Source organism: Dyella flava (assembly GCF_016904955.1).
Classification (GTDB): domain Bacteria; phylum Pseudomonadota; class Gammaproteobacteria; order Xanthomonadales; family Rhodanobacteraceae; genus Dyella_B; species Dyella_B flava.
On record NZ_JADIKE010000034.1, the window covers coordinates 76,410 to 96,484 of the forward strand.

General features: G+C 62.1%; 16 protein-coding genes. All 16 read left to right on the forward strand.

Annotated elements, in window-relative coordinates; all coding sequences use genetic code 11:
• The first annotated feature begins 40 nt into the window (after positions 1-40).
• The 16 genes from ISP19_RS08555 (at position 41) to ISP19_RS08630 (ending at position 19,944) form a co-directional block, all read left to right on the forward strand.
• On the forward strand, positions 41-616 hold the full coding sequence (locus ISP19_RS08555; protein WP_204680948.1) for a molybdopterin-dependent oxidoreductase: 576 nt from the start codon (positions 41-43) through the stop codon (positions 614-616).
• Positions 617-679: 63 nt separating this feature from the next.
• Positions 680-2,251 (forward strand): porin, encoded by a 1,572-nt coding sequence (locus ISP19_RS08560; protein ID WP_204680949.1) that lies wholly within the window; start codon positions 680-682, stop codon positions 2,249-2,251.
• Positions 2,252-2,356: 105 nt separating this feature from the next.
• Entirely contained in the window at positions 2,357-2,575 is a 219-nt protein-coding gene (locus tag ISP19_RS08565; RefSeq protein ID WP_204680950.1) for a hypothetical protein, read from the forward strand.
• Positions 2,576-2,746: 171 nt separating this feature from the next.
• The gene (locus ISP19_RS08570; RefSeq protein ID WP_204680951.1) at positions 2,747-5,122 is read left to right on the forward strand and encodes a 3'-5' exonuclease; all 2,376 of its coding nucleotides are present in this window, start codon (positions 2,747-2,749) and stop codon (positions 5,120-5,122) included.
• 198 nt (positions 5,123-5,320) lie between these two features.
• Complete coding sequence (locus tag ISP19_RS08575) at positions 5,321-5,908, forward strand: FUSC family protein (RefSeq protein WP_204680952.1); 588 nt, start codon at positions 5,321-5,323, stop codon at positions 5,906-5,908.
• Positions 5,909-5,995: 87 nt separating this feature from the next.
• Complete coding sequence (locus tag ISP19_RS08580) at positions 5,996-7,885, forward strand: DEAD/DEAH box helicase (protein WP_204680953.1); 1,890 nt, start codon at positions 5,996-5,998, stop codon at positions 7,883-7,885.
• Between the two features lie 819 nt (positions 7,886-8,704).
• On the forward strand, positions 8,705-8,977 hold the full coding sequence (locus tag ISP19_RS08585) for an XAC0095 family protein (RefSeq protein WP_204680954.1): 273 nt from the start codon (positions 8,705-8,707) through the stop codon (positions 8,975-8,977).
• A gap of 269 nt (positions 8,978-9,246) precedes the next feature.
• Positions 9,247-9,591 carry a hypothetical protein gene (locus tag ISP19_RS08590; protein ID WP_204680955.1) on the forward strand — a complete coding sequence of 115 codons (345 nt, stop codon included), beginning with the start codon at positions 9,247-9,249 and terminating at the stop codon, positions 9,589-9,591.
• Between the two features lie 294 nt (positions 9,592-9,885).
• Positions 9,886-9,978, forward strand: a complete 93-nt coding sequence (gene kdpF, locus ISP19_RS08595) for a K(+)-transporting ATPase subunit F (RefSeq protein WP_204680956.1) — start codon at positions 9,886-9,888, stop codon at positions 9,976-9,978.
• Positions 9,975-11,777: a potassium-transporting ATPase subunit KdpA gene (gene kdpA / locus ISP19_RS08600; RefSeq protein WP_204680957.1), complete on the forward strand. Its 1,803-nt coding sequence runs from the start codon at positions 9,975-9,977 to the stop codon at positions 11,775-11,777. The genes kdpF and kdpA overlap by 4 nt, the downstream gene beginning before the upstream one ends.
• Before the next feature lie 19 nt (positions 11,778-11,796).
• A complete protein-coding gene (gene kdpB, locus ISP19_RS08605) occupies positions 11,797-13,869 on the forward strand; it encodes a potassium-transporting ATPase subunit KdpB (protein WP_204680958.1) in 2,073 nt (690 codons plus the stop codon).
• A gap of 282 nt (positions 13,870-14,151) precedes the next feature.
• Positions 14,152-14,355, forward strand: a complete 204-nt coding sequence (locus ISP19_RS08610; protein WP_204680959.1) for a hypothetical protein — start codon at positions 14,152-14,154, stop codon at positions 14,353-14,355.
• A gap of 65 nt (positions 14,356-14,420) precedes the next feature.
• Positions 14,421-15,911 carry an outer membrane beta-barrel protein gene (locus tag ISP19_RS08615; protein ID WP_204680960.1) on the forward strand — a complete coding sequence of 497 codons (1,491 nt, stop codon included), beginning with the start codon at positions 14,421-14,423 and terminating at the stop codon, positions 15,909-15,911.
• A 10-nt stretch (positions 15,912-15,921) separates the two neighbouring features.
• Positions 15,922-16,500, forward strand: a complete 579-nt coding sequence (gene kdpC, locus ISP19_RS08620) for a potassium-transporting ATPase subunit KdpC (RefSeq protein WP_204680961.1) — start codon at positions 15,922-15,924, stop codon at positions 16,498-16,500.
• Positions 16,501-16,597: 97 nt separating this feature from the next.
• Positions 16,598-19,249, forward strand: a complete 2,652-nt coding sequence (locus tag ISP19_RS08625) for a sensor histidine kinase (RefSeq protein ID WP_204680962.1) — start codon at positions 16,598-16,600, stop codon at positions 19,247-19,249.
• Positions 19,246-19,944 carry a response regulator gene (locus ISP19_RS08630; protein ID WP_204680963.1) on the forward strand — a complete coding sequence of 233 codons (699 nt, stop codon included), beginning with the start codon at positions 19,246-19,248 and terminating at the stop codon, positions 19,942-19,944. Before ISP19_RS08625 ends, ISP19_RS08630 begins: the two co-directional genes overlap by 4 nt.
• Positions 19,945-20,075: the final 131 nt, after the last annotated feature.

Below are 20,075 nucleotides of genomic sequence, written 5' to 3' on the forward strand. Positions count from 1 at the left end.
CTCATAACGCTCCGGTTTGAGCGCAGGGTGAGCCAAACAGATGCTTTTCGACAGCAGATGTATCGCCATCTGGCGAGGGCGTGGCCTGTATCTGCAAAAAGTCGCCGCGGCGTTCCTGCTCGGATGCCTCACCCTGCCCGCTTCCCCGCTGCACGCACAGGCCAATCAAACACCACCGGCGACGATCCGCGTCGTAGTGGATGACCAGCCACCCATCACGCTCGATCGCCCGGCCCTGGCCAGCATGCAGCGCACCAGCGTCGATACGGCGGCCACTCACCACGAGCCATCTGCGCATTGGCAAGGCGTTGCGCTGGAAGATGTTCTGCAACACGCCGGCGCACCTGGCGGCGAACAACTGCGCGGACATGGCATGACCACCATCGTGCGTGTCACCGCCTCCGATCACTACCAGGTGATCTTCAGCCTTGGCGAACTCGATCCGATGCTCGGCAACGAGCAAGTGATTCTTGCCGACACGCAGGACGGTCATCCGCTGGGCAAGGACGGTCCCTTCCGCCTGATCGTGCCCGGTGACAAACGGCCGGCGCGATGGATACGCAATGTCACGACGATTGAGGTAACCAGCACCACCACGCACTCACCTTCGCGCTGATCCATTCCAGCACCACGCGGACGGTGATTGCGTTTCACCACACACTCATGGGGAAACTTCCACATGCTGAAGCGATGGATAGTTGCCAGTACGGCTGTTGCGTTGATAGTCACCAGCATCACTGCGCAGGCCGATGCGTCAGGCGCCGCAGCCCCTCAAGGCGCCGAACCAGCTCCGGCTGCTCCACCTGCCCCTGCGGCCTGCTCAAGCACCCAGGAGTTCTTCGACACGGATTGCCCGCTGACCTGGCATGGCATCACCCTGTACGGCGCCTACGACATCGGCGTGGGCTGGGTCAGCCACGGCATGCCGACCAATGGCCACAACTATGAAGGCGAGTCGCTGGTCAATCGCAACGGCAATCGGTCTCGATATCTCATTGAACCCAACAACCTGCAGCAGACCGGGGTAGGCATTCGGGCCAAGGAGCCGATAACGGACGGCTGGTCCGTGGTGTTCAACGGTTCGACCGGCTTTGATCCGCAATCTTTCGAACTCGCCAATCTGGCAGCCACCAATACCATCAACAACGGCCGGGCCAGGCAGAACTATTCGTTCGCCGGCGATGGCGCGCGTGCGGGCCAGGCATTCAATGACGAAATCTATGGCGGACTGTCGTCGACGGATTTCGGCACGCTCACGTTTGGTCGTCAACGTGCGCTCGGCACCGATGCGACGCTCTTATACGATCCGGCCGGTGGCGCCTATGCCTTTTCATTCATCGGCTATAACGGCCTGATGGCTGGCGGCGGCGACACGCAGGACACCCGTTGGGACAACTCCATCAAATATCGCCTGACCTATGGTCCGGCTCATTTTGGTGTGATGTATAAATTCACCGACGGCGAGGGCGGCTGCTACTCCGCTTCCGCGACCTGGACGGCCGCGACATGTACGCCGGAACAGACCCATAACCAAGCCTATGGATTCGACCTCGGTGGAACCTACGACAAGTTATCCGCCGACGTCGTCTATCAGCATGTCGACCAGGCGATCAGCGTGCTCAATCCGCTGCTGGGGCCCGAGAGTCTGACGCAGCCTTATCAGTCGACCCTCAACAGCATCAATACCAACCCGATTACCGGCCCCAATCTGATCGGGACGGCCAACACCGAATACGGCATCGTGACCAACAACAGCGCCATCATGGGCGCTGCCAAATATACGTGGGATGCGTTCAAATTCTTTGTCGGCTACGAGCACATCCGGCAGATGAATCCCACCAACCCTCTGGGCGTGGGTGCCTCAGCCCAGGGCGGCTACCTGCTGAGCGGCGTCGAAGACGACAATCTGGACCGGCCCAAGGTCGTGCAGGTCTGGTGGTCGGGCGTGAAATACGCGCTGGACAGCAAAACCGACATCACGGCGTCCTACTACCATGAGCTGCAGGACAACTTCCGCGTTCCGTCGACCTGCTCGTCAATCGCCGGATACCGCAGCTCCTGTGGCGGCACCCTCAACGAAGTGTCGCTCTACATCGATCATCACTTCACCAAGCGTTTCGACGCCTATGCCGGTGTTGCCTATTCCGATGTGAGCGGCGGCCTGGCCATCGCCATTCCGCACGGCCCCGGCGTGCCCTATTACCACGACAACAACCTTGCGCCGACGATCGGTGCTCGCTTCATCTTCTGATCGTCGTGACTTTCTGCTGAGCAAAACCGCGCAAATCGTTCGCATGCGCTTTTCTTCCACCGGGTATGCCGCCTATGATCGGCGGCATCACACCGGGACATTCACATGCGCGCCATCCTTTTCATCATCGGTGTCGCCCTGCTGGTCGGCGGCCTTTGGGTCGTATTCGGCAACGGCGGCTATACCGAAACCGACACCGTGTTTCAGCTCGGCACCGCCAAACTCACTGCCACCCATCACAAGGCCTTTCCCGAGTGGATGGGCATTGCAGGCATCGCAGTCGGCGCCTTGCTCGCACTCGGCGGCATTTTCTCCAAACGCTGACGCGCGTAATGCGTAGGCTGGGTAGGTTGGGTTAGCGCAGCGTAACCCAACGGATCTTCATCGAAGCAACAAACACCGTTGGGTTACGCTGCGCTAACCCAACCTACCCAACCTACCTGAGCCTCCGGATTGCCGGAGCCGGCCGGCCGCTCAGCGGCTACAATGCGCCGGATGGATGTCTCCCACCTGATCGATTCGCTCAACGATGCGCAGCGCGAAGCCGTCTGCGCACCACCCGGCCATTATCTGGTCCTCGCCGGCGCCGGTTCCGGCAAAACGCGCGTGCTTACCCATCGCATCGGCTGGCTCAGCCAGGTCGATCGCGTACCGCCGTGGGCCATCCTGGCGGTGACATTCACCAACAAGGCCGCCGGCGAAATGCGCGCGCGCCTTGACCACCTGATTCCCGGCGGCACGCAAGGACTCACCGTAGGTACGTTCCATGGCATCGCGCATCGCTTGTTGCGCCGCCACTGGCGCGAAGCGGGCTTGCCGGAGAGTTTCCAGATCCTCGACGCTGACGACCAGCAACGCCTGGTCAAACGCGTGATCGCCGGCCTGGGCCTGGATGAGGCGCGTTTTCCGCCGCGCCAGGCCACCTGGCAGATCAACAGCTGGAAAGACGAAGGCAAGCGCGCGGAAAACATCGAGCACGAACAGCACCCGGTCACGCGCACCCTGGTGCAGATCTATCAGGCCTACGAAGACGCCTGCCGCCGCGCCGGCCTGGTCGATTTCGCCGAACTGCTGTTGCGTGCGCACGAACTGTGGCTGAAGCAACCGGCCGTGCTGGAGCATTACCAGCAACGCTGGCGTCACCTGCTGGTCGACGAATTCCAGGACACCAACGCCTTGCAGTACGCCTGGATCCGCGTGCTCGCCGGCCAGACCGGCCAGGTCTTCGTCGTCGGCGACGACGACCAGTCGATCTACGGCTGGCGCGGCGCCAAGGTGGAAAACGTGCAGCAATTCCTGCGCGATTTTCCCGGCGCACGCACGATCAAGCTGGAACAGAACTATCGCTCCACCTCCAACATCCTCAAGGCCGCCAACAGCGTGATCGAACGCAATGGCAACCGCCTCGGCAAGCAGCTGTGGACAGCCGGCGAGGAAGGCGAACGCATTGCGGTGTACGCCGCCTACAACGAACAGGATGAAGCGCGCTTCGTGATCGAGCGCATCCGCGAATACATCGCCGAACATGGCGATGCGAAGGATTGCGCCATCCTCTACCGCTCCAATGCGCAATCGCGCAATTTCGAAGAACAGCTGATCCAGCACGATATTCCCTATCGCGTGTACGGTGGTTTGCGCTTCTTCGAGCGTGCGGAAATCAAGGATGCGTTGTCCTATTTGCGATTGACTGCAAACCGGCATGACGATGCGGCGTTTGAGCGTGCGGTGAATACGCCGCCGCGTGGCATTGGTGATCGCACGCTGGATGTGTTGCGGCGGCGTGCGCGTGGCGAGAGTGTGTCGATGTGGGAAGCGGCGTTGAATGAGCTGAGCACGGGCTCCGAGCTTGCGGGTCGTGCGAAGAACGCGGTGAAGAACTTTCTGGCCATGGTCGAAGACATGGCGCGCACCTTTGCTCCCTCTCCCCTCCGGGGCACGCGGGGAGAGCACATGGATGTGCTCGGCTCTGAGGAGCGAGGAGAGGGCTGGGGTGAGGGGTCACTCTTGCCGGAAGCCCCCGCTCCGAACAGCCCCTCACCCAACTCTCTCCCCGGAGGGGCACGCGGGGAGGGGCCAGGGATGGCCCCGGCTTTGAGGAGCGAGGAGAGGGCTGAAGCTCTGCCGCTCGCTGAACAAATCGACCATGCGATTGTGCAATCCGGCTTACGCGAGTTCTACGAAAAAGACAGCCGCGGCAACGCGGAATCGCGCGTGGAAAACCTCGACGAACTGGTCAACGTCGCCAGCCGTTTCGAAATGACACCCGACGACATCGAAGCCGGCCTGAGCGAACTCTCCGCGTTTCTTTCCCACGCAGCACTGGAAGCTGGCGAAGGCCAGGGCGACTCATGGGACAACTGCGTGCAATTGATGACACTGCACTCGGCGAAGGGACTGGAATTCCCGCTGGTCTTCCTGGTCGGCCTGGAAGAAGGCCTGTTTCCCAGCCAGCGCTCGGTGGAAGACGAAGGCCGCCTGGAAGAAGAACGCCGCCTCGCCTACGTCGGCATCACCCGCGCACGCGAACGATTGGTCATCACGCACGCCGAATCCCGCCGCATGCACGGCACCGAAATGCTCGCACGCCCCTCGCGCTTCCTCGGCGAAGTTCCACCATCGCTGCTGGACGAAGTACGCCCGCGCGTGCAAGTCAGCCGCCCGCTGTACGCCGGACGCTTCGCCGAACCGGCGCCGTCTTTGAAAGAAGACCTGCCCGTGAAACTCGGCCAACGCGTCAGCCATCCCAGCTTCGGCGAGGGCGTGGTGGTGAGTGCCGAAGGCAGCGGCGCGCACACGCGGCTGCAAGTCAATTTTGAGAGCGCCGGCAGCAAGTGGCTGGTCGCCGCGTACGCCAATCTGACGCCGCTTTAGGGGCAAAGAGAGAGTGGAGAGGAGTGAGAAGTGAGAGAAGGGCTTTACCACCTTGCTCCTGCTTTGCACCCTCTTCGCTCACGGACACACGACACCCTATCTACGATAAGGAAAAGACAGAGAAGAGCAGCGAGAGAGCGACGCCTTTCTCTCACTTCTCACTCCTCTCCACTCTCTCCTAGCTCCCAGCCTTCCGCCATGAACGCCCGACACCCCATCCGCGACAGCGCACGCCAACTTGTCAACGTCCAGCAGCAACTGGCGCAGATCTACAAGCGCATGCCCTGGCGGCATCGTTTGCTCAAGGGGCTGTTCCTCGGTCTACAGGCCTTGTCCAGCGCGAGCCTGAGTTACTGGCTGGGCCTGCTGCTGCATACGCAGCAGGCGTTCTGGGCGGTGCTCACCGCCATCTCGGTGACGCAGCAGACCTATATCGATACCCGCAACTCCTCGCGCGACCAGGTGATCGGCGCGGCGATCGGCGCCGCCGTGGCGATTGCCGCCACCTATGTGCTCGGTGACAGCTATGCGTGCTACGCCGGCACCATGGTGGCGGTGATCATGCTGTGCTGGTGCTTCAACGTGGGTAATGCCGGCAAGTTGAGTGCGACGACCGCCACCATCGTGATGCTGGTACCGCACGAAGGTGCGTTTTGGACGGTGGCCTTGACCCGTCTGGGCGAAGTCACCCTGGGCATTGCCTGCGCCCTGGTCGTCACCGGCATCGCGCACTGGCTGGAGCGGCGCTGGCTGGATGGCGGCACGGCCACCCATGCGGACCAGTGACCCCCAGCCGGCAGGCTGACCTTTCGCGATATTCCAATATGATGGCGCCGTACTGTGCGACCCCAACCAAGGCAGGGACCGCAATCGATGGCGAAACTGATCCCCTCCCGCAATAGCTGCCTGCCCCAGATGCAGACCGGCGAGAAACGCTTTTCCGAGCGGCTGGAGCAAAAGCTCGAGGACGATTACCTGCTGTGGTACGACGTGCCGATCGGCGCACGCCAGACCCGCCCCGACTTCGTCGTGTTCCATCCGCGCCGCGGTTTGCTGGTGCTGGAAGTGAAAGACTGGAAGCACGAAAACATCACCGCCGCCGACAAGACCCAGTTCACCCTGATCACCACCCACGGCGCGGTCAAAAAGCACAATCCGCTGTTGCAAGCGCGCGCCTACGCGCTGGAAATCAAGGTGATGCTGGAGCGCGATCCGGCGCTGCGTCATCCGGCCGGGCATCGCCACGAAGGCCACCTGCTGATGCCGTGGGCCTACGGCGTGGTGTTGAGCAACATCAGCCGCAAGCAATTTGAAGACGGCAACCTGCAGGAAGTGATTCCCGCCCACCTGGTGATCTGCCGCGATGAGATGTACGACACGGTCGATCCGGAGGCGTTCCAGGAACGCCTGTGGGCGATGTACACGCAAGCCTTTCCCTGCGCGCTGACGCTACCGCAGATCGATCGCATCCGCTGGCACATGTTCCCGGAACTGCGCGTGGAATGGGGCGAGGGACAATTCGGCCTGCCCTACGGCAACGACACCGAAGCCAGCACCGCCGTCGCCATCCCCGATCTGGTCCGCGTGATGGATATGCAGCAGGAGCAGCTGGCGCGTTCACTCGGTGACGAACACCGCATCATCCACGGCGTGGCCGGTTCCGGCAAAACCATGATCCTGGGTTATCGCGCCATCCATCTGGCGCGCAGCCTGGCCAAGCCGATCCTGGTGCTCTGCTACAACAAAACCCTGGCCGGACGGCTCGATCAATTGATGGGCGAGCGCGGTCTCAGCGACAAGGTGCAGGTCTACAACTTCCACAAGTGGTGCCTGAAGATGCTGGAGGCATACCACGAGCCGCTGCCCGAGCAAGGCGAAGGTTTCTTCGAGGCGATGGTCGAGCGCGTGATGAGCGGCGTCGAGCAGGGACGCATTCCGCGCTTCCAGTACGGTGCGGTGCTGATCGACGAAGGTCACGACTTCGAGCCGGAGTGGTATCGGCTGATCGTGCAAATGGTCGATCCGGATACCAATGCCCTGCTCGTGCTGTATGACGATGCGCAGAACATCTACGGCAAAACCGATCGTCCCGCCTTCACCTGGAAGAGCGTCGGCGTGCAGGCGCAGGGCCGCACCACCATCCTGCGCATCAATTACCGCAATACGCTGGAAATCCTGTCGGTGGCGCGGCGCTTCGCGCATGAACTGCTCGACGAACGGCCGGGCGATGAAGACAGCGTGCCGCTGATCGCACCGGAAAGTGCCGGACGCCGCGGCGCGGTGCCTGAATTGATTCGCAGCGATAATGCCGGCGCCGAGCTGCGCGCCGTAGTGGATCGCGTGCGCCACGAGCACGAGCGCGGACGTGCGCTGTCGGAGATCGCGGTGATCTTTCGGCATAAATGGGAAGGCGAAAAAATCCAGCAGGCGCTGGAGCAAGCCGGCGTCGCCTGCCGCCTCGCCGAGAGTGTCGGCAAGCGTTCGCTGTTCAGTGCCGAAGACAGCGTCAAGCTGGTCAGCATGCACTCCAGCAAGGGTCTGGAATTTCCGGTGGTGATCATTCCCGGTCTCGGCGCAATGCCGAAGCACAGCGATGATGAAGCGCAGGAAGCGCGCCTGTTGTATGTCGCGATGACGCGTGCCACCGAGCAGCTGGTGCTGATGCATTGTCAGGAGTCGGTGTTTACGGCGCGCATTCGTGCTTCGATCAATGACATTCAAGCGCAGCTTGCAGGTGTTCCACGGCTGGCCGCACAAAGTTAGCCGCACCGCGCATTGCTCCCTCTCCCCTCCGGGGAGAGGGTCGGGGTGAGGGGCCGCGCTTGCCATAAACGCCGTCGTTAACACACATCTTCGCTTCGATGTATCGAGGCTCCGTAAGCAACTGCATCGCAAGAGTGGCCCCTCACCTCGATCCTCTCCCCGGAGGGGAGAGGAAGAAAAGCAGCGCGCCGATACATCACACTTGCGAGCCTTGGCTCCCTCTCCCCTCCGGGGAGAGGGTTGGGGTGAGGGGCCGCGCTTGCCATAGATGCCGTCGTTACGACGATCTTCGCTCGAATGTTTCGAGGCTATGCAAGCAAATTCTTCGCAAGAGTGACCCCTCACCCCAGCCCCCGGATCAAGTCCGGGGCAGGCTCTCTCCCCGAAGGGGAGAGGGAGCAAAGCTGACGCGGCGAATTTTCCTTTGCGAAAATTTCGCCCCTTCTTGAACACCATCGATCTTGCTTATGCAATCGTATGCGGGTCGGGCGTGCCCATCCGAAGCGATGACCACGGCACGCCCGACACTAGAGAAGTAGCGCGGATCGCCTGGGAGGCACCCCAAACGATCCGCTGGCCATAACAAACTGAAGGACAGTTCACCATGGTTATCCCCGATTTTACGGCACGCACGCCTACGCGTGACCCCGCCAAGCCAACATCAGCGCTACTTCACCGCCGCTCAGACTGCGCGGCGTCGGGCCCAAGTGGGTAATCGTCCTAGCGGAAGTTGCACATTCCGCTGAAACGAGCAGGTTTTCCTGCAGTCCCTTCGCCCGTGCGCAATGCGCGGGCGACCTAAACGCGTGGAGAACGCCGATGGAAACCACCTACATCGACCCGTTCGGGTTGAAGCACTACCTATTGTCTGAAGACGACTACATCGAGCTGAAAAACCTTCAACGCCTGTTGTTGGCCATGGCGAACGTCGCCGCCGACGAGGCGTCGCCTACCGACGACGATGGCACCGTGATGATTCCCCGCTGGGAAATGCAACTCACGTTTCAGCTGATCAGCCGACTGATCGGCGAGGCGCTGGAGCAATTGGAGCAGAACAACCGCATCGAACATCGGGATCACAAGCGGCACTGATCCAGCGCAAGCCGATGGTTTGGTAGGTTGGGTTAGCGCAGCGTAACCCAACGATGGTTGTCGCTTCGACGGAGACCCGTTGGGTTACGCTTCGCTAACCCAACCTACCCAACCTACCCGACCTACCCGACCTGCCAGCCACAACGCCGGTTGGGGCACCCGGACCTGCGGGCCTTACCCATATCAAATCTAAACGCAGGCTCTTGCTGTGAAACCCGACCGGCATACCCCGGTCCATAACTGTCGATGCCTTTGTTTCTCGACAAGTCATGAACAACACCGCGGAAACCCAGCGACAGCTACTTGACCACGACATCTGCGTACACATTTTCACCGCCTCCGCGGCGATGGTCGGTGTCTGCCTGACGGTGATCGGCATCATCAAGATGGTGATCTCCCTCCGGCACAGGGACATGCTGGGCGAGGATCTGCTGGCGATTAACGCCATGGCCTATCTGGTCGCCTGCCTCATGTCCTACTGGGCCCTGCGCACCCGCAGCCTGGGCCGCAATCACCGGCTGGAACGCGTCGCGGACGTGCTATTCCTGGCCGCCCTGACCCTGACCGCGGTGAACGCGGCCTTCATTACCTGGGCGGTGTCGTCGGTCCATTAGCCGACCCGGCCTTCGCAACAACTTCCGGGCCGCACCCCAAGTTCCCCACCCCGTAAAAATTTTACGCGTTCTATACGCGGGTCGGCTTTTTCGCTACCCGCTTCTTATGCGCCGGTGCCTAGAGTACGCAGCTGTGAGGCACTGAGTGATTCCCCGATGGAAGACGTCATTTACCTACTTTTCGGCTTCGTGCTGGCCGCTGCCACGCTCGGCTTTCTGCTGCTGTGCGACCGCCTGGGGCCACGCAACTGAGCACCGGCGGCCCAGCCGCAATTCTCTAACGGAGCAAATCCCATGAATTTCTTCTACGGACTGGCCGCCGTCATTGCGGTGGCCTTGACGATTTATTTGTGCGTGGCGTTGTTGAAACCGGAGTGGTTCGAATGACTCTCAACGATTTCATCCAGATCGGCATCTATCTGGTCGTTCTGTTGCTGCTCGTCAAGCCGATGGGCCGCTACATGGCGCACGTGTATGACGACCAGCCCAACCGCATCACCCGCCTGGGTAGCGGGGTGGAGCGTTTTATTTACCGCTTTTGCGGTGTCCACCCCGATGAAGACATGGGCTGGAAGCGCTACGCCATCGCCATGCTGCTGTTCAACGTGTGCGGCTTCCTGATGGTGTATCTGCTCCAGCGTGTACAGCAGTGGCTGCCGTTGAATCCCCAGCACTTTCCGGCCGTCAGCCCGGATTTGTCGATCAACACTGCGATCAGCTTCATCACCAATACGAATTGGCAGGCTTACTCGGGCGAATCGAGCCTTAGCTATCTGACCCAGATGATGGGTCTGGCGGTGCAGAACTTCATGTCTGCGGCGACCGGTATTGCCGTGGCGATTGCGGTGATCCGCGGTTTCGTCCGTAAAACCTCCAAGAGCATCGGCAATTTCTGGATCGACCTGACCCGCACCACACTATATGTGCTGATGCCGTTCTCGTTCGTGCTGGCCATGCTGCTGGTGTCGCAGGGCGTGATCCAGAACTTCAAGGCGTACGTGGATGTGCCGGTGGTCCAGACCACCACCTACGCCAACCCGGTGACCGATGCAGCCGGCAATCCCGTCAAGGACGCCCAGGGCAACCCGGTCACCAAGCCCACCCAGCTCACCACGCAAACGCTGCCGATGGGTCCGGCCGCCTCGCAGGTGGCGATCAAGATGCTCGGCACCAACGGCGGCGGCTTCTTCAACGCCAACTCGGCCCATCCGTACGAAAATCCCACGCCATTCTCCAACTTCCTGCAGATGCTGGCGATCTTCCTGATCCCAGGTGGCCTGTGTATCACTTTCGGTCAAATGGTGGGTGATCGCCGCCAGGGCTGGGCGATCCTGGCCGCCATGCTGGTGATCTTCATTCCGCTTACCCTCGGCGTGACGGCGGCCGAACAGGCCGGCAATCCGATCCTGCATAGCCTCTCCATCGATCAGCACGCTTCGGCGCTACAGCCGGGCGGCAACATGGAAGGCAAGGAAACGCGCTTCGGCATCGTGGCCAGCACCCTGTTTACGGCCATCACCACCGGCGCATCCTGCGGTGCGGTGAACAACATGCACGATTCGCTCACCCCACTGGGCGGCCTGGTGCCGATGTGGTTGATCCAGCTTGGCGAAGTGGTCTTCGGTGGCGTCGGCTCCGGCTTGTACGGCATGCTCGCGTTCGCGGTGGTGGCCGTGTTCATCGCCGGCCTGATGGTGGGCCGCACGCCGGAATACCTGGGCAAGAAGATCGAAGCGTACGAGATGAAGATGGCGAGCCTCGCCGTGCTGATTCCCTGCGCGCTGGTGGTGATCTGCACCGCTATTGCCGTGATGACGCCGACCGCCACGGCCACCGTGGGCAACCCCGGCGCGCATGGCTTCAGCGAAATTCTCTATGCAGTAAGTTCGGCGACCAACAACAACGGCAGCGCCTTCGGTGGCCTCTCCGCAAACATCCCATTCTGGAATGTGATGCTGAGCGTTTGCATGTTCCTGTCGCGCTACGCACTGGCGATCGCGATGTTGGCACTGGCTGGCTCGCTCGCTGCGAAGAAGCACGTTCCCGAATCGGCCGGCACACTGCCTACGCATACGCCGCTGTTCGTAACGCTGCTGGCGAGCGTGGTGATCATCGTTGGCGCACTCACCTTTTTGCCTGCTCTGGCACTCGGCCCCATCGCCGAATACCTGATGTCAGTGCATTGATTTTTGGGATATCAATTCCATGACTTCGCATACACATGCCGTCCGCACGTTCGATCGTGCACTGATCTGGAAGGCCATTGCGGATGCATTCCGCAAACTCTCGCCGCGCTTGCAGTTCCGCAATCCGGTGATGTTTGTGGTGTTCGTCTGCAGCGTCCTTACCACGTTGCTTTGGGTGCAAGCGCTTGCCGGCCACGGTGAAGCGCCGACCGGCTTCATCTTCTGGGTCAGCATCTGGTTGTGGTTCACCCTGCTGTTCGCCAACTTTGCCGAAGCGCTCGCCGAAGGCCGCGGCAAGGCGCAGGCCGCCGCGCTGCGCAGCTCGCGCAAGGACGTGATCGCCAAGAAACTGGCGGAGCCCAAGCGCGATGCCGCCATCGTGTTTACACCGTCCAGCGAACTGCGCGCCGGCCACTATGTGCTGGTGGAAGCGAACGAGCAGGTGCCGGGCGACGGCGAAGTGCTGGTCGGCGCCGCCAGCGTCGACGAAAGCGCCATCACCGGTGAATCCGCGCCAGTGATCCGTGAAGCCGGTGGCGACCGCAGCGCGGTGACCGGCGGTACGCGCGTGCTGTCGGACTGGCTGGTAGTGAAGATCACCAAGAACCCGGGCGAAAGCTTCCTCGATCGCATGATCGCGATGGTGGAAGGCGCTGCGCGCCGCAAGACGCCGAACGAGATCGCGCTGACCATCCTGCTGGCCAAGTTCACGCTGATCTTCCTACTGGCCTGCGCCACGCTGCTGCCGTATTCCATCTACAGCGTGCAGGTGGCCGGCAAGGGCAATCCGATCACGCTGACCGTGCTGGTCGCGCTGCTGGTGTGCCTGATTCCCACCACTATCGGTGCATTGCTTTCGGCGATTGGTATTGCCGGCATGGACCGCATGATCCGCGCCAATGTGATTGCCACGTCCGGCCGCGCCGTGGAAGCGGCGGGTGACGTGGACGTGCTGCTGCTGGACAAGACCGGCACCATCACGCTCGGCAATCGCCAGGCGGTCGCCTTCCATCCGGCGCCGGGCATCGAAGAACGCACGCTGGCCGATACCGCGCAGCTTGCTTCGCTGGCCGACGAAACGCCGGAAGGCCGCAGTGTCGTGGTGCTGGCCAAGGAAAAGTTCGGCCTGCGCGAACGCGAGCTGGCTTCCCTGCATGCCGAGTTCGTGCCGTTTACCGCGCAAACCCGCATGAGCGGCGTGGACATGGGCGAGCGTCGCATTCGCAAGGGTGCGCTGGATTCGGTGGAACGCTATCTCGACGGCCAGGGCAGCCACCTGCCGCCTGCCGTGAAGCGCATGGCCGAGGATATCGCGCGCCGTGGCGCTACTCCGCTGATCGTGACCGAAGGTGATCGCGCCCTGGGCGTAATCGAACTGAAGGACATTGTGAAGGGCGGCATCAAGGAGCGTTTCGCCGAACTGCGCCGCATGGGCATCAAGACCGTGATGGTGACTGGCGACAACCCGCTCACCGCCGCGGCCATTGCTGCCGAAGCAGGTGTCGATGACTTCCTCGCCGAAGCAACGCCCGAAGCCAAGCTCAAGCTGATCCGCACCATGCAGGCACAAAGCCGTCTGGTGGCGATGTGCGGCGACGGCACCAACGACGCTCCTGCCCTCGCGCAGGCCGACGTGGCGGTGGCGATGAACACCGGCACGCAGGCGGCGAAAGAAGCCGGCAACATGGTCGACCTCGATTCCAACCCGACCAAGCTGATCGAGGTGGTGGAGATCGGCAAACAGATGCTGATCACGCGCGGCTCGCTGACCACGTTCTCGATCGCCAACGACGTGGCCAAGTACTTCGCGATCATCCCGGCGGCGTTCGCCACCACCTACCCCGCGCTCAACGCGCTGAACGTGATGAAGCTGGCGACGCCGCAGAGCGCCATCCTGTCGGCGGTGATCTTCAACGCGCTCATCATCATCTTCCTGATTCCGCTGGCGCTGAAAGGCGTGAAGTACCGCCCGCTTGGCGCGGGCCAGTTGCTGCGCCGGAATCTGCTGGTTTACGGCCTGGGCGGCATCATCGTGCCGTTCATCGGTATCAAGCTCATCGACATGCTGCTCGTCCTATTTGGCGTTGCTTAGAGCCTGTTTAGGGTTTCGGCGTGGCCCGCGCCGGGATCTGTTTGCCTGACGGGCAAGGAGGAACGAAGACGTGTATGTCGATACACAACTGAGTGAGGACGCAGCCCGGCGGGCAAACAGCCCCGGCCCGAAGGGTTGCCGCGGTGCGTCCACCATGCGGCAGCGCGCGGCTTGGCTTGCCAGCCAGGCAAGCGCTGCGCCGTGCACTACCACCTGGCGGACGCACCGCGGCAACGCGGGCTACGCCGAAACCCTAAACAGGCTCTTAGGAGGCGAAGCGTTATGCAAACCCTAAAACTGTCCGTCTCGTTGCCCGATGCAACTCACCCGCAGATGGAATTACGTGTCTCGTCAAATGATTCCGACTGCGATGTAGTGATAGAACTACCGATACGGGACCAGTCCAAGGGGGGCGTCACCAAGGCGCCGAATACGCCACTGACGGCGGAAGAAGAATACGAGCTCGGCGGATACGCCGGCATCTAACCAATAAGAATCGGCGTCGCTTACTGGGCGATGCCGCCCAGTAACGCCCCGTTCGAGAGGAAGGTATGTTTTCCAAGAAGGCTCTTGTCACATCGATCCTGCTGTCCGTCGTGCCGACGTCGCAGGTATTGGCGCAATCGGCTCCATCGTCTACCAACGTCAGCGCCATGCCTGCCAGCAGCCTGCCGGCCTCGCCGGTCGCGGCCGAAAGCGGTGATTGCAGCAAAAATTTCTTCTCCCGCTTTGCCGCCGCCTACCGCGAAGATGCGCAGCCGGCTGATCCGAATGCGCCCACTCCGGCGCGCCGCGCGATGGACGCCCCATTCGATTCACCGCCCTTCCCCAACTCGGAATGGCAGATGGGCGGCGTGCCGGCGCCGATTGGGGTGCCTGATACCAATTCCACCTATCCCTTGGAGAAGGCGCTTGGCTGCACCAAGTTCGGCCAGTGGATGCAGCGCAATCGCATCGAGGTCTTCGGTTGGGTGACGCCGTCGGCGAACCTGAGCACATCGAACGTCACCAACTTTCCGCTCTCGTACAACACGCGCCCGGACCGCGTTGAACTGGATCAGGTCATCACCACGATCACGCGCGTTGAAGACACGGTGCAGACCGATCATCTGGACTGGGGCTTCGACATCTCCAATCTGTACGGCTACGACTATCACTACACGATCACCAAGGGCATTTTCAGCAACCAGCTGCTTAACAACCCTGCCGGTGCCAACGAGCCGCTGCCCGGCAAGATCTACGGCGACGACCCGATGTTGTTCTACTACGACCTGTATATCCCGTGGGTCGCTGAGGGCATGATCGTCCGCGTTGGCCGCTGGTTGTCGCTGCCGGATATCGAGGCGCAGTTCTCGCCGCAGAACTATCTGGTAACGCATTCGATTCTGTACACGGTCGACCCGTATACCCAGACCGGCGTGATGACCACGACCAAGCTGAGCCAGCAGTGGACCTTCCAGATCGGCGTCAATGCCAGCAACGACACCGCGCCCTGGAACTCGGCTGCGCGTCCGTCACTGCAGACCTGCGTGCGCTGGGTTTCGGCCGACAACGACGACATGCTTTACCCCTGCGTGAACAACTGGAACAAGTCCGATTACAACTACAACAACGTGCAGATGTACGTCGCAACCTGGGGCCATCGTTTCACCAAGCGCTTCCACATGCTGACCGAGGCCTACCGGATGTATGGCCGCAATGTTCCTGGCTTTGGCCCCGGCGGCACGCCCGGTCAGGCCGGCTCATCTCCCTATGCCGGCACGGCAGGCGAGTTCGGCATCGTCAACTATCTGAACTACGAATTGAGCAGCAACAACATGCTGTCGTTCCGCAACGAGTTCTATAACGACGAGAAGGGCCAGCGCACTGGTTACGCCACCCGCTACAGCAGTCACACGCTGGGCCTTACGCACTGGGTGACACAGGATCTGGAAATCCAGCCGGAAATTCGCTACGAGCACTCCTACGATTGCAACGCGTACAACGGCGGCAGGAAGGACTACCAGGCCGTCGCCCTGCTCGACGCGATCATTCACTACTGAGGTAACCGCCATGAGCCGGTTGATTCGCAATGCCGTTTCCATGCTGGTGGTGATGACTGTCATCACCGGCCTGGTCTATCCGCTGGTCGCCACCGGCGTGGCGCAAGTACTGTTCCCGCACCAGGCCAATGGCAGCCTGATCATGCGTGACGGCAAGCCGATCGGCTCGGAGCTGATCGGCCAGAGCTTCGACGACCCCAAGTATTTCTGGGGTCGTCCATCGGCCACCACGCCGCAGCCGTATAACGGTACTGCGTCCAACGGTTCCAACCTGGGTCCCACCAATCCGGCCTTGCGCGATGCCGTGCAGCAACGGATCGACGCGCTGCGTAAGGCCGATCCAGGCAACACCGCGCCGGTGCCGGCGGATCTTGTTACCGCATCGGGCAGTGGCCTCGATCCGGATATCAGCCCTGCCGCTGCGCAATACCAGATTGCCCGCGTGGCGCGCGTGCGCAACCTGAGCGTGGATCAGGTGCAACAGTTGGTGGCGCAGTACACGCAGGGACGTCAGCTGGGTCTGCTGGGCGAGCCGCGGGTGAATGTGCTGGAGTTGAATCTGGCGCTGGATAAGTTGGCCGCACGCTGATGCGCTTTGCTCCTTCTCCCCAATGGGAGAAGGAGCAAACGCGAAGGGCCCTGTTTGATCCCTCTCCCCGGAGGGGAGAGGGAGCTAAGATGTGAGCATGACCGAAACCTCCCGTGATGCGCGCGCCGATGCCCTGCTCGATGTCGTGCAGGAAGACAGCAACCGCCGCCTGAAGATTTTCCTGGGTGCCGCTCCTGGCGTAGGCAAGACCTACTCCATGCTTTCTGCTGCGCGCGAATTGAAACGCCAGGGCGTGGATGTGGTGGTGGGTTTGGTGGAAACCCACGGCCGCGTCGAGACCGCCGCCTTGCTCGAAGGTCTGGAAATACTGCCGCGGCTGACGCTCCATTATCAGGGTCGTGAATTCACCGAATTCGATGTCGACGCCGCGCTCGCGCGCAAACCGGCGATCCTGCTGGTCGACGAACTCGCGCATCGCAACGTCCCCGGCACCCGTCACGAACGTCGCTGGCAGGATATTGCCGAGTTGCTGGATGCCGGTATCGAGGTGTACACCGCGCTCAATGTCCAGCATCTGGAAAGCCTCAACGATCAGGTCCGGCGCATCACCGGCATTACCGTGCGCGAAACGGTGCCGGATGCATTTCTCGATCGCGCACGCGATATCGTGCTGGTCGATCTGCCGCCGCGCGAACTGATCGGCCGCTTGCGGCAAGGCAAGGTGTACGTACCGGAAACCGCGGCGGCCGCGCTCGACGCGTTTTTTTCACCGACCAATCTGGGCGCGCTGCGCGAACTCGCGGTCGACACGGTAGCCGGTCACGTCGACAGCGACCTGCGCGAGCACATGCTGGCGCGCGGCAGCGCCATGCCGGTGCGCCGCCGTGTGCTAGCCGCGATCGATGGTTATTCGCAAAGCGAATATCTGGTGCGTATCGTGCGCCGTATCGCCGAACGGCGTGGTGCACCGTGGAGTGTCGTATTCGTCGACACCGGCGCAACGCTGGACAGCGCACGACGCGAACGCATCGACACCGCCATGCGGCTGGCGCGCCGCCTGGGTGGCGACGCGACCGTGCTGCGCGGCCATTCCATTGCCGATGAACTGCTGGTGCACGCCGACCGCGAAGGCGTCGGCCAGATCATTCTGGGCCGCACGCGCGAGCGCCTGCTGGCCCGCATGATCGGGCGCTCGCTCACGCAGCAATTGCTGCGCCGTGGCGCTCATCTGGAACTGACCATCATCGCCACGCCCGCAGAACGCGTGCGCGCGCGCAAGCGCTTGCGCCTGACACCGACGCGCGGACATCGCAGCGAATATGTGTTTGCCACTGTGGTAACGGCTCTGGCGATAGCGGCGGCGTTTGTCGCCGACCGCTACTTGTCGGTGGCCAATCTGGCGCTGATTTTTCTTACCGCGGTGATGACGGTCGCGGTGCGCACGCGTATGGCGGTGGCGGTCTACACCGCGATCCTGTGTTTTATCGGCTACAACTTCTTCTTCGCGCCACCGCGTTACACGCTGGCCATTTCCAATCCTGATGATGTGCTGGCGGTCACCCTGTTCCTGCTGGTGGCGTTGATCTGCAGCCGGCTGGCCACGCGCCTGGCCAGCCAGGTGGAATCGCTGCGCGCCGCGCATGATTACTCGCACACGCTGCTGACCCTGGGTCAGCGGCTGGCGGCCAGCCCGGATGCGGAAGGCGTACGCGAAGTAGGTGCCGGCGCGCTTGCGCACGGTCTGCGTTGCGAGGCCGCCATCCTGTCGCGCGATGTGGAACATCATCTGCAGGTGTCCGCCAACAGCTCGCGCACGCTGAGCATGACCACGCAGGACATGGCTGCGGCGGAATGGTGTGAACAGCACGCCGAGCCGGCCGGGCGTTTCACCGATACGCTCAATGCGGCGCGTTGCTGGATGCTGCCGCTAGGTACTGACGATCGCCGTCTCGGCGTGGCGGCGTTGCATTTCGAGAATGGCAGTTCGCCGGACATCGAGCGGCGCAGCCTGGCGCTCGCCATGGTGCAGGATATCGGCCAGGCGCTGGAACGCGCGCGGCTTGCCTCCGAGCTGGAAGGCGCACGTGTGCAGGGCGAAACCGAGCGCTTGCGCAACGCCCTGCTCTCTTCCGTCTCGCACGACCTGCGTTCACCGCTCGCCTCGATGATTGGTTCGGCAGGTACGCTATCCAGTTACTGGGATCAGCTGCCCGCAGGCGAACGGCAGGAATTGCTGGGAGCTATTCTTGGCGAAGGCCAGCGCCTGGATCGCTATATCCAGAATCTGCTGGATATGACCCGGCTTGGCCACGGCACGCTCAAGCTCAATCGCGATTGGACCGATGCTGCCGAAATCGTGGCCTCCGCGATCACTCGTTTACGCAAGCTGTTTCCCGAACTGCGCGTGGACACCATCCTGCCGGATGAAACAGTGTTGCTGTTTGTGCATCCGGCGCTGATCGAACAGGCGCTGTTCAATATCCTGGAAAACGCGGCGCGCTTCTCGCCACCCGGCGACGCGGTGCGCGTGATTGTGCGCGTCGCCGGCGACCGGCTGTTTATCGATGTGGTCGACCGCGGTCCCGGCATTCCCGAAGACGAGCGCGCGCGCATCTTCGACATGTTCTATTCCGTGGCGCGCGGCGACCGTGCCCCGCAGGGCACCGGCCTGGGCCTGGCGATCTGCCGCGGCATGATCGGCGCCCACGGCGGCAGCGTCGAAGCCTTGCCCGGCGAAGGCGTTGGGACCACCATTCGTATCAGTCTGCCGTTACCGACCCCGCCATGACTGCTGCCAATCCCTGCGTTCTGGTCATCGACGACGAAACGCAGATCCGCAAGTTTCTCGATATCGGCCTGCGCGCCGAGGGCTACGACGTGCTGCTCGCCAGCAACGCGGCGGACGGCCTCGCCATGGCCGCCACGCGCGACCCGGACGTGGTGATCCTGGATATCGGCCTGCCTGATCGCGAAGGCCACGATGTGCTGGCCGAGTTGCGCCAATGGACGCAGGTGCCGGTGCTGATGTTGTCCGTGCGCGACACCGAGCAGGAAAAGGTGAAGGCACTCGATGCCGGCGCCAACGATTACATGACCAAGCCGTTCGGCATCCAGGAGCTGATGGCGCGCCTACGCGCGCTGCTGCGCAATCGCGTAGGCGGCGGCGAAGCGCCGCCGCGTTATGAGGATGAGCGTCTGCATATCGACCTGGGTCTGCGCGAAGTCACGCTGGACGGCGAGCTGCTTTCGCTCACGCGCAAAGAATACGCCGTACTCGCCATGCTGGTGCGCCACGCCGGGCGCGTGGTGAGTCAACAGCAGTTATTGCGCGAAATATGGGGCGGTACCCATGTGCAGGACACGCATTACCTGCGTATCGTGCTGGGTAAATTGCGCCAGAAACTGGGTGACGATCCCGCGACACCGCGCTGGCTGAAAACCGAACCCGGTGTGGGCTACCGGTTCTTGCCCGGCGGCGGCTAGAAAATAGTTGGGAGCGTGCCATCCGAATATCGCGCCCCCAAAGTGACATCCCTGTCCAAAACACTCCCGGATCACCATTAACCACTCGCATTGCGTTTCGCGGATGGCAGGTTGATTCTGCAGAAATGGAC